Below are 10,715 nucleotides of genomic sequence, written 5' to 3'. Positions count from 1 at the left end.
TTCCGATTGAACCTTGACCGCTTCTGGGCCAATGCAGACTGCCGAAGCCAACCGTGCCCGTCAGCTTGATGGCAAAGCCGACGCGCCAAGTCCATGACGTTTGGATTTATGAGGAGCACCGAAGGCTTCGGGCACATGTGATCAAAGCCGACATAATCGGACGGAAATTCGATGGGCTTGGGCCGTGAAACGTGCGCAACCTGCTTGCAGCGGCGATCGAATGATCCATACGTTCGCTATCGTCGCAGGCAATGGCAGCGGAAAAAAGTGCCTCCAGCATTGACCGGCCGCTCTTGCCGATCGTCGACGCTTTTCACTTATTCCTGACCCAAGGGACCGCGTCTACAACACGCAAAGACCCGCCGTTGGGGTCCAAGCACAACGACGGCTCAGTACGCCAAATCGGGACGGGTTGGACCAACTGGACAACTAATTGTCCGATCACACGGGCGTGTTGCAATCGGGTCTTTCCCGAATCGCAGGTCCGGCGAGACCAAGAGCCACGCCCTGGAGAATTGTTACCGTAACGTACTTATTCATCAACCAGGCATATAGGATGCTAAAGTGAACAAGTTCTTCCAGACTATGATTGCTTCGTTGGAGCGGTCCTGAGGGAAGGTTCTGCTGCGGACGAGTAGTTGAATTAACAACGTCTCCTGGAGCACTGACAATGACTCAAGCCATGGGTACAAGCCATGATCTTTCCCATCCGAGCTTTCAAGAGCCTGAGGGAATACAGAGCGAGTTGGCTGCCGGCTGATATATCGGCTGGGCTGGCCGTGGCTGCAGTCGGATTGCCAAGCGCCATCGCCTACCCGGCGATTGTGGGCTTGCCTCTGGAGACGGGACTATACGCAAGCATAGCGGCTCCGATAGGCTATGCCTTGCTTGGCCCTTCGCGTGTCCTCATTGTCGGACCCGACGCGGCAACCATGACTGTATTGGCAGCGGTCGTAACATCAATCATAACTTCCCTTCCACCCGACGCATTGGTCGACCGTACAACGATTGCCTCTCTGATCGCTATGGTTGTCGGGGGGATATCTTTCGCAGCCAGCCTGTTGCGTCTCGGCGTCGTGGCAACCTTCCTTTCTCGACCTATCCTTGTTGGTTTCTTCGCCGGTGTTTCCATATCCATCATTGTTGGACAGATTGGCCGCCTAACAGGGGTCGCGATCCAATCGGACGGGCTCGTTGCGCCCTTCCTCGAGCTCATCAACAAGGGCGCCTCCATCCATTGGCCCTCGCTTCTGCTTGGGCTGTCCATGTTTGTTCTTTTGCAGGCCGTCAGGGCTTCACGCCTGCCAATTCCAGGTCCGGTCATCGTCGTCGTGGTTTCCGCCGTACTGTCGGGTCTCTTCAATTTCCGGCAAATGGGCATTGCAGTTGTCGGCGACATCCCTTTTGATCTGCCATCTATTTCGATACCCTCTATAGCCTCACTTCCATTGGATCAAATCGTGCTGGGAGCAGCAGCTATTTTTCTGGTGAGTTTTGGAGCAGGCATTGTTACTGCCCGCAGTTTCGCAACACGGACTGGTGAACACGTAGACGCCAATCAGGAACTGGTTGGGCTGGGAGCCGGCAACATTGCCGCGGGTCTCTTTGGTGCATTTCCGATTAGCGCATCGGACTCTCGGACGGCGATCTGTTTGTCGGCAGGCGGAAAATCTCAGGTGGTAGGGCTTGTCTCGGCTGTAGCTCTAATCGCCACGTTGCTTTACTTCAACGGAGCCCTGCGGATACTCCCCATCCCTGCACTCGGTGCTATTCTACTGGCCGCTGCCATTAGCCTGATCGATATCTCAGAGTTGAGACACATCTGGCGCATTAGCCGCGCCGAATTCGTATTTGCTCTTATCACAATGTGGGGAGCCATAAGCTTCGGTGTGCTCAATGGTGTGGTTGTCGCCATTGCCGCCACGTTGGTCCATCTCCTGCGCCAAATGATGTTTCCACGGGACGCGCTGCTCGGCCATATCAGCGGTCGTGACGGTTTTTACAAGCTGCACCGCTTTCCTGAAGCCCTCCCGATGCCAGGCTTAGCCCTCTATATGATCCAGGGAAGCCTCCTGTTTTTCAATGCCGACTACGTTCGGGAGCGGATATTGACCATTGCCAGCGGCTTACCCGTCGGTACCCGCTGGTTTGTTGTTGACGCAAGTGCAATTGCCCAGATCGACAGCACCGCCGTTGCCATGCTTGATGACGTCAGGGCGGACCTTGCAGCGGACGGGATGACGCTGGGCATTGCCGAGTTACACGCCGAGGTGAAGGCGATCCTCGAACGGGGTGGGGTGATCGAACGCATTGGAGCTCAGTATATTTTCGAAGATGTGGAGGATGCCATACGCGGCTTTAATGCCGAGCCGCCAATAACAACAACATCGTAACGCCGGGAGGACGAGGGTCATGAACAAACACGACAAAACATTGCAGGATGAGAGCGCTATCGAACAAAAAAAGAAAACCGACAAGAAACGCTATGAGAAGCAGATGAAAAAGCTTCAGATCGAGCTGGCGCATTTGCAAGCTTGGGTGAAGAAGTCGGGGGCTCGCGTCGTCATTGTGTTCGAGGGCCGTGATGCAGCTGGGAAAGGCGGCATGATCAAACGAATCACGGAGCGGGTAAGCCCGCGCGTGTTCCGCGTCATCGCCCTTCCTTCGCCAAGCGACCGGGAGAAATCGCAGGTATTCCTCCAGCGCTATCTTCAACATTTTCCGGCTGCGGGCGAGATCGTGATTTTCGACCGGAGTTGGTATAACCGCGCAGGCGTTGAACGGGTTATGGGGTTCTGCTCCGAAAAGAAAGCACGACGCTTTCTTGAAGTCACTCCGCGCTTTGAGGCTGCTCTCGTCGAGAGCGGCATCATTTTGCTGAAGTATTTCCTCACCGTCAGTGAGGATGAGCAGGAGCGCCGATTCCGCCGTCGTATCGACGACCCCTTGCGACAGTGGAAACTCAGTCCGATGGATATCACATCGTATCAGCGCTGGTGGGAATATTCACGCGCCTACGACGAGATGCTGGCAATGACCGACAGTTCCCGCGCTCCCTGGTGGATCGTCCCGTCCGACGACAAGGAGCGCGCGCGTATCAACTGCATCTCGCACATCCTCAGTTCAATCCCCTACGAACGCGTCAAGTTTGACGCGCCGAACCTCGGTAAGCGGCAAAAGCGTCCCGACGACTATGTTGCATCGGAGGCTACCGCAAACGTGGTCCCTGACGTGCTTTGAAGGCCGTCGTCGTCACGCAGTCACAGTCCAACAGAAGGATCAAGCAGATGCCGGAGAAGAAAGAGCCCTTGGATTTGAACGCTTTGCCACCAAGCGCAGAGGAAATTCGCAAGCAAGTCATTCAGCGTGCGAAGGACGAGGAGCAGAAGCAAGCCAAAGCCAAGGCAATCCAGGAGAAAAAGGCCACCGCCTTCGCCGAAGATTTTCTCGAGAATCACGTCAGCGAAGAAGACGTTTTGGCGGTTCGCCGACGGGTCGCCAATGCTATCGAGGCAGGCAAATTCGAGGCTATGGTTTATAGCTTCTCATCGGACCTGTGTACGGACAGCGGTCGTGCAATCAACAGCGGGGACAAAAGCTGGCCGGAAACGCTGCAAGGCAAGGCAAAGGGGTTTTATGATCGCTATCAGAAGTTTGCCAAACCGCAGGGTTTCAAGCTCAAAGCGATGATCATCAGTTTCCCTGGCGGCATGCCTGGCGACGTCGGCCTCTTCCTGAACTGGGGTTCGGAACACGTTTGATGTTGGTATGAGCAACCCAGATCACGGAAGGGCGATGGTGTGGCAGTCAGGTGTCGTCAAGCATCGCCATGCAAGTTCGGAGTGGCTTAGAACGACAAGGGAGGAACGAGGTGGCCGCGGAAATTGAACGAAAATACCTCGTCTTGAATGATAGCTGGCGAGATCACGCATCCAAGGGAGCCGCAATCTGCCAAGGCTATCTGCTGTCGCAGAAAACCCGGTTCGTGCGGGTCAGGATCGTGGATAAGGCGTACGCTGTCGTCACGGTTAAAATCCGGACGGGCCGTTTGCGGCGCGAGGAATTCGAGTATGAGGTTCCCTATGCCGATGGTCTGGAAATGATCGCCTTTGCACCGGGCGTGGTGGATAAGATCCGTTACGAGGTGGACCATTGTGGCCACATCTGGGAGGTCGACGTTTATAACGGTATCAACGACGGACTTGTTCTCGCTGAAATCGAACTTTCCAACGAAAGCGATCAATTTCCCTGCCCGCCGTGGCTTGGCCTGGAAGTGACCGGAGATATCTCATATTCCAATCGAACGCTCGCAACGCCCGGACGGCGCCGCGGCGAACCGCCGCCGCCGGAACGAAGGTGCGGACACTGAAGTAGCTTAAAGAACCATCCCGCCGTTCGGACTGATCGTCTGACCCACAAGGTAATGCTCGTCGGAGGCGAGGTAGACCGCGAGCGAGGCGTACTCTTCCGGCCTGCCTAGACGTCCGAGCGGGATGATTTGATGCAGGGCATTGCGCCCTTCGTCAGACTGACTTGCGAGGAAAGATTCCATCGGGGGCGTCAGGATTCCACCGCAGGCGATCGCGTTGACAAAGATGTTCGCGCCAGCCACCTCAATCGCAACCGAACGGGTGAAAGCCAGAACTGCGCCTTTGGTTGCGCAGTAGGCGGGGTGGAAAGCGCTGAACCCACCGGTCCCGGCGATGGAAGCAATGTTGATGATCTTGCCGGACTTCTTGGGTTCCATGATCCGAAGGGCCTCCCGCGTACAGTAGAACACACCGTGGACATTTACCCCCCAGTACTTGTGCCATTCTTCGTCGGAAAAATCCTTCGTAACTCCCAGCGACTCCTTGGGCACCGGGGTCGTCATCATGGTGTAAAACTTGGCGCGCATCTCTTCGTTGCGAGCACCCGTCTGAACGAGCGCGGCGTTGTTCACCAGAATATCGAGCGTCCCGAATGCCGACACCGTTTGCCGGAACAGGTCGGCCACGCTGTCCACGGAGGACACATCGCACTGCACGGCTAGACAACGCGCGCCAGCGCTTTCAATCTCAGATTGAGCATCGGGCAAGGTCTTGGTGTTGATGTCGCAGATGACGATGGTTGCCCCTTCCTTCGCCATGGCGAGAGCAATCGATTTTCCCAAGCCTTGGGCACCGCCGGTAATCAACGCAATTCGATCGGAAAGTCTCATGTTCAACTTATCCCCCAAGCGATCACCGAAAACTGAATACTGGCAAGTCAAAGAACCACTGATCTCATTTGGGAGGGGACCAAACCTAACTGCAATTCCCAAAGACATCGTTTGGTTAATATCCCGCTAGCCGTACGCAGCCCTCTTTATTCTACTGATCAAAGTTGAAAACGGGCGTCGATCGACTCCACGAGATTTTACGTACGGCATTGGCTGGCTCAACACTGCGCAGCAACGTCAATTTGAATGCTATCACGCGATTTCTGAAGTTTATAGAGGCTGTGTCTCCCGTTACAGCGTTTGCCAACTCTTAATCGCATTCATAGATCTAGATCGCAGGCGCTTGCAGTGATGCCAGCAAGCTTGCGTCATATGCCGCGTTTTCCTCGCCCTGCCTGTCAAGCGCGCCGCGGCGGAACGCTCCAGTCAGCAACGCGAGCGGCGCCCTGCAACGGATGCGCAACGGGTGAAAAGTCGATGCCACGAGCCAGGGCTTTGGCTTCCATTGCACGCGCCTCCTTCAGCTCGTCTTCGGTGATTGCACGACCGTCTTTCCAGAAAAACGGCGCAGTGGGGGTAGGGAGAGACATTCAATCAAACTCCTATTTCGTCTCGTAAATGGTTAAAAATTGCACGGGGAGCGGTCCGCCGACCTCTGCGGAAACTTGCAGCGGTAGCACCTTCCCCAACAATGTCGCGTAGGCAGTTGGATGGTTCTCGGCCAAGTGAGCAAGATACGATGTAAGGCCATCGTCGGCTTGGGGATCGAGACGCTTTCCGGTCAGCTCACCAGCAATGAGAATTGCATCTTTGAGAACCCGGGTGCTCTGGTTAGGTAAGCCCTTGGGTCGACCTGGGCCGGGTTTGCCTTCCCCGATTTTCAGCGTTTTTTTATCGATCTCGCTCATTTCTTCGCTCCTTGACGCTTTTGCTTGTTGTCGAACCATTTGACCCAGCGTTTCGTTGGGTCGCATGGCCAATAATGTGCAGTTGCTCGGAAGGCTCGCTCAGCGTCTGGTGCGAGCCATATCCATCTGCGTGGACTGCCGAGCATGATGTCGGCGATGAAACCAGTATGCTGGCGATCGCGTTCGCTGATGTCGTAATCCACGACGTAGTCAATCTGCACGCCATGGAGCGATCGGCTAATGACAGCAAAATGCCAAACCCTTGCGTCACAGATGTTTTCGCGGAACGAGACCGGGATGACGACGAAATGAGTAGCAAGGCGGTCAAGCTTTTTAACCAGCAGGCGATAATCGCCATAAATGTTGGTAATGGGCTTGTCGGTCATTTTGCCACCTCACGCGTTTTGAATTGCAGGATGACCGCACTTGGTTTTTTGGAGCGACGCTCTTTGCGCGCCTCATGGTCCGCAATTTCCTTGGCGACGCGTTTTTCGATGGCAGCCGTATCGAGGTGACGGCCCCAGCTGTAATTGCTGTCGTATTTCATTGGACCACCTCCGGGACTATCACGCGAACGTTGCCCTGCATGTCGGCGACAGCCACCGCGCCCCGCATCATGGTAGCTACGGTCTGAAGAAAATCGTCACGCGCTTGGAAATAAGCAGCGTCAAACCTTCTCTGCATCCGCGGTGAATGAATGCAGGGAAGCTCTGGCGACCAGTTCACATCCATACCAAGGCCACTGTAGGTAAACGTGACCCGATACCCGCAAGGAAGGTCTGCAGAATGGGTGAGGAACTTAGTCATTACCACCTCCTTTACTGCCAACAATGCTGCGGTGCGTTTGGTGGAAACAGGAAACACCTCCTATAGAGGTGTGTTTCCATGTTTCCAGACCTCCAAAACCGCTATCCGGGGGAAACAAATTCAAAATGTTTCCCAAATGTTTCCATGTTTCCTTCACTGCGCGGACCATACCCATTCCTTCCAAATACCGAGGTAGCCTTTGGCTTGTAAGTCAGTCATCGCGCGGTTGATTTGGGCAGCCTGAGACTTGGAACCGCTGTCACTGCCAACGCCTCGATTGGCGGCAATTTCTTTGACGAAACAACGGTTTACGCCCTTGCCACTCGGTAGATTAGCGGATGTCGGCATATCAGCGCCCTGATTAATGATGGCTTCCCGAAATGACTCGAGGACTATCCGCTGAACGCCACTTAGAGTGCTCTTGGCTTTGGCTCCCTCAGAATGTTTCGGAAATGTTTCCTCGTGCACAAAGCAGGAACTGATGGGAGCCAGATCAGATGTTTCCTCGATGTTTCCACCCACGTTTTCGGATGGATCGAAGACTGTAATTTCACCCAGCGAATAGCTCCACGTCAGGCCATCCTCGCCATCCTTGTTTTTGACGAGGGTTACCGTCTTGATGTGCCCCAGGGATTTCACTTCCCACTCAACATCAGCTGCTCCATGAAGAGCGCTTGAGCCGCGCATGCCTCGATCGGCATCCTTACCTGTATGGTGAATAACCACCACGAGGCAATCGAGTGCCTCTTCCATGCGTCCGAGATTCGATACGAACGTACCCGCGTCAGAAGCGCTATTCTCATCACTTCCAGGTGTGACGCGTGCTGCGGTGTCAAACACAATGGCACGGATGGGCCACGGGCCAAGCAGATGCGCCTGTCTTTTGATCTCTGCGATAAGAGCGTCAACGTCGTTGTTCTTGCCTCCAAGATTTGGAGCGCCAATAATGAGACCAATTGGAAGGTCGCGATTGAAACCGCAGCCCTTTATCGTTGCTAAAATGCGCTTACGAAGGCCCGCGCCAGCTTCGGCGGCAACATAAATAACCGCCCCTTGCTTTACCTTCTTGCCGAAATAGTCGCGGCCGTCTGCAATGCATGCGCAGAGATACACGGCATTGAATGTTTTGGTGCATCCTGGAGCACCGTACACAATCATCAGACCACGATTTGTTGCTAAATCTTGTACGGTGTATTCCGTCGCGCCCGTGACCACGAGATCACGGGCCATTTCGATCGTAAATCGGCTAGGTTTGGCTTGCGCGTTTTGCTGCCAGACGCGGTTGTCCATAATTCCGACCGTCGGATTATGATTTATACGCTTGTGCAACTCCTGCAGCGAAACGTCGTCATAGGGAAGGCGGATATCTTCTTCGGAGAAGCCTGGGTCGCCCACTTCCCTAAATGTATGATGATTGCTATCGGCGCTCCCTCCAGAGCCGGACTTCCCGTTGTAACCGGAGTGAGCTGTCATGGTCGTCACCCAATCACGCAGCTACGCTTGTTGAGCTGCGGGGCTTGGAGATGATCGCGTTGGCCCAGCGATCCAGCTCGGCAACGTCGTAAATCACATATTTCGCACCCGCTTTCCGAAACGAGGGTCCACCGCCCAGGCACGCAAGCTTGGTCAAAGTCCCGTGGGTGCGGCGAATGCCGTGTTTTTGGAGTAGATACTCAGAGGCTTCGGCTCGGCTCAAACGCGCCGGGAGGGTTTCGAGGTTAAGCATTTCGGTTTTCCTTTCCTGAGTAGCAATTACTTACTGGAAAGGATTCTGACCGATTTTTTGCCCTCCGTCACAAGGGGACAATTAACTTAGTAAGGGACTACTTTCTGATCTCAGTGTCCGGGTTCTAAACAGCCTTCCTAGCCCGTTTGATCGCTTTTTCTATGGCAGACGGCCTCATCTCGACGCCAACCTCATTGTAAAAGGCGGTCACAAAACGAATAACGGCCCCCTGGGGACTTGATGCTCGTCCAACGGGTCTTTGGACCCCCCGGGTGGTAGTCGGAAGAAATCTTGATAGATTTTACCCAAGACCGAGAAAAACTTCTCTTGTTGAGTGGGAAGCTTTTGTTCTAGCGCTCGCACGCGCTTTCCTCCCCTGACTTCGGGCCAAAGCTTGTCGAAACTCCTGGCTACATCAAGGCGGATACTTAGTTCTAGACGACGCCTTCTAACGTTCTCAGCCTGTTCAAGGTATTCGCTCGTGAACGGGCCGTCTGGACGTGAGGGTGTTTTCAAACCTTCCGGGATTTCTACCTTTGATGAGTCAGCGAAGGCATCACAAATCCTTCCAACAGCCTGGAAGTCCAAAGCGCGAAATTTTTTCAGCGGGGGAAGGCCTAGGCGCATCGCAACACTCTCTGCGCGATTATGGTCCCATTTCCCAATCGTGACCTTTGCTAAAAGGCGGTCCTTCAAATCCATATTATCCATCGGCTTTCATCATTGGAATGACATTTTCTGCGGTTCCTTGCGCAAACCCATCATTCGAGCGACTTCATTAGCCACCTTGTCAGCAGCAGCGGTGAGCACTGCATCAACGCGCGCAATATAGCCCGCGGTCACACCGCCGGCAGCATGGCCGAGCAATGCCGCCACGGTCGGGAGCGTCATACCTAGAGCATCCGCAGTCGTCGCGAACCCATGGCGCAGGCCGTGCAAAGTGAGATCAGAGAGCGCCGAGAGGTCATCCTTTTCAAGATCGGAATTGCACGTAATCCGATTATACGCCTTCGGCAAACTACCAAAGGGTGCATCTTCCTTCCGCTTTGCTGGAAAAACGAAGTTGCCTGCTTCTTTACGTTTTTGGATCGAACGCAACAATTCGATCGCTGAACGACTGATAGGCCGAACGCTCTCACCTGTTTTGCTGTCAGCGAGATGGACGCAACGGCCATCAATATCGACTTCCTTCCAGCGCAAACCAATGATTTCCCCGCGCCTCATGCCGGTCAAGGCGGCAAAGCGTACGGCTTCAACTGCCTGCCAGGGTTCGCGCCGGTCATCTGCCAACGCCAAAGCGCGACCAAGCGCGGCATACTTCTGGGGAAAATCCGCCAATTTGCGCTTGCCGTCGGCCTGCAAAGAAAGACCATGGGCGGGATTCTTGTCTATCAAGCCAAGTTCCATGGCGTGAGACAGAATTCCTGATAGCAAACCGACCGTGCGCTTTGCAGTGCCTTTACCGCCTGTGACGATGGCCCGACCGCGAAAGCCGGTTTTTACATCCTTGGCTGTCTTCCCGTCCGTCACCCAATCAGCGAATTGTTTGATATCAGAGCGATTGAGGTCGCGCACAACGCGGTGGCCCAGCAGTGGGATGATGTGGCGCTTGATCCGACCGCCGTCGGTCGCCAGCGTCGAAGCTCGCTTCGGTAGTTTCCTTCTGCGCGACAATATTCTTCCGCGCTCGGCCCGTTCCAAATAATCGTCGCACAGCTGTTTGACAGTCCACGCTTTCCGCGCTTCCGATTTCTCGCCCGCGGGATCCGACCCGCGCGCAGCAGCAGCCAATAACTGCCGAGCGTCGTTGCGGGCTTCTTCTGCAGTCAACACGCCGAACCGGCCAACGGTGACCCGCCGCGAGCGACCGTGAGCATTTCGGTACTGCACGATGAAGGATTTCACCCCGGACGGCTTAACGCGCAGGCCAAAGCCCGGCAACGCATCATCCCAAATAACGATGTCACGCTCCGGATCAGCTGAGAGTGCATCTATTGTTCGCTTGGTAATTTTGGCCATTATCTACCCGGGGTAAGCGTTAGGTAAGCGTGGGTAATCAATTTATGGACATTAC

General features: G+C 54.7%; 14 protein-coding genes. 4 read left to right on the top strand and 10 right to left on the bottom strand.

The features are described 5' to 3' along the window. Window positions 1–695 precede the first annotated feature (695 nt). From K9U38_RS04700 to K9U38_RS04685, 4 genes are all read left to right on the top strand, one after another. The gene (locus K9U38_RS04700; protein WP_224493183.1) at window positions 696–2,393 is read left to right on the top strand and encodes a SulP family inorganic anion transporter; all 1,698 of its coding nucleotides are present in this window, start codon (window positions 696–698) and stop codon (window positions 2,391–2,393) included. 19 nt (window positions 2,394–2,412) lie between these two features. Further along, complete coding sequence (gene ppk2, locus K9U38_RS04695) at window positions 2,413–3,240, top strand: polyphosphate kinase 2 (RefSeq protein WP_224493182.1); 828 nt, start codon at window positions 2,413–2,415, stop codon at window positions 3,238–3,240. Between the two features lie 47 nt (window positions 3,241–3,287). After that, on the top strand, window positions 3,288–3,761 hold the full coding sequence (locus K9U38_RS04690) for a histidine kinase (protein WP_224493181.1): 474 nt from the start codon (window positions 3,288–3,290) through the stop codon (window positions 3,759–3,761). Window positions 3,762–3,871: 110 nt separating this feature from the next. Then, window positions 3,872–4,369, top strand: coding sequence for a CYTH domain-containing protein (locus K9U38_RS04685; protein ID WP_224493180.1), 498 nt, complete (start codon window positions 3,872–3,874; stop codon window positions 4,367–4,369). A 6-nt stretch (window positions 4,370–4,375) separates the two neighbouring features. Here the strand turns inward: K9U38_RS04685 and K9U38_RS04680 are convergent, their stop codons facing one another. The 10 genes from K9U38_RS04680 to K9U38_RS04635 form a co-directional block, all read right to left on the bottom strand. Beyond that, on the bottom strand, window positions 4,376–5,251 hold the full coding sequence (locus tag K9U38_RS04680; RefSeq protein ID WP_224493179.1) for an SDR family NAD(P)-dependent oxidoreductase: 876 nt from the start codon (window positions 5,249–5,251) through the stop codon (window positions 4,376–4,378). Between the two features lie 347 nt (window positions 5,252–5,598). Beyond that, window positions 5,599–5,790, bottom strand: coding sequence for a hypothetical protein (locus tag K9U38_RS04675; RefSeq protein WP_224493178.1), 192 nt, complete (start codon window positions 5,788–5,790; stop codon window positions 5,599–5,601). Window positions 5,791–5,802: 12 nt separating this feature from the next. Then, window positions 5,803–6,108 (bottom strand): hypothetical protein, encoded by a 306-nt coding sequence (locus K9U38_RS04670; protein WP_224493177.1) that lies wholly within the window; start codon window positions 6,106–6,108, stop codon window positions 5,803–5,805. Beyond that, on the bottom strand, window positions 6,105–6,494 hold the full coding sequence (locus tag K9U38_RS04665; protein ID WP_224493176.1) for a hypothetical protein: 390 nt from the start codon (window positions 6,492–6,494) through the stop codon (window positions 6,105–6,107). The genes K9U38_RS04670 and K9U38_RS04665 overlap by 4 nt, the downstream gene beginning before the upstream one ends. Then, complete coding sequence (locus K9U38_RS04660) at window positions 6,491–6,655, bottom strand: hypothetical protein (RefSeq protein WP_224493175.1); 165 nt, start codon at window positions 6,653–6,655, stop codon at window positions 6,491–6,493. The genes K9U38_RS04665 and K9U38_RS04660 overlap by 4 nt, the downstream gene beginning before the upstream one ends. Next, entirely contained in the window at window positions 6,652–6,915 is a 264-nt protein-coding gene (locus tag K9U38_RS04655) for a hypothetical protein (RefSeq protein ID WP_224493174.1), read from the bottom strand. The genes K9U38_RS04660 and K9U38_RS04655 overlap by 4 nt, the downstream gene beginning before the upstream one ends. Before the next feature lie 153 nt (window positions 6,916–7,068). Further along, complete coding sequence (locus tag K9U38_RS04650; RefSeq protein WP_224493173.1) at window positions 7,069–8,388, bottom strand: AAA family ATPase; 1,320 nt, start codon at window positions 8,386–8,388, stop codon at window positions 7,069–7,071. Between the two features lie 13 nt (window positions 8,389–8,401). Then, window positions 8,402–8,641, bottom strand: coding sequence for a hypothetical protein (locus K9U38_RS04645; protein WP_224493172.1), 240 nt, complete (start codon window positions 8,639–8,641; stop codon window positions 8,402–8,404). 207 nt (window positions 8,642–8,848) lie between these two features. Next, window positions 8,849–9,352 (bottom strand): hypothetical protein, encoded by a 504-nt coding sequence (locus tag K9U38_RS04640; RefSeq protein WP_224493171.1) that lies wholly within the window; start codon window positions 9,350–9,352, stop codon window positions 8,849–8,851. A 9-nt stretch (window positions 9,353–9,361) separates the two neighbouring features. Beyond that, window positions 9,362–10,660 (bottom strand): tyrosine-type recombinase/integrase, encoded by a 1,299-nt coding sequence (locus K9U38_RS04635; protein ID WP_224493170.1) that lies wholly within the window; start codon window positions 10,658–10,660, stop codon window positions 9,362–9,364. Window positions 10,661–10,715: the final 55 nt, after the last annotated feature.

Source organism: Phyllobacterium lublinensis (genome assembly GCF_020164435.1).
In the GTDB taxonomy this organism is placed as follows: domain Bacteria; phylum Pseudomonadota; class Alphaproteobacteria; order Rhizobiales; family Rhizobiaceae; genus Phyllobacterium; species Phyllobacterium lublinensis.
The sequence above is the reverse complement of the archived record's forward strand: the minus strand, read 5'-3'. Positions and strand labels throughout refer to the sequence as shown.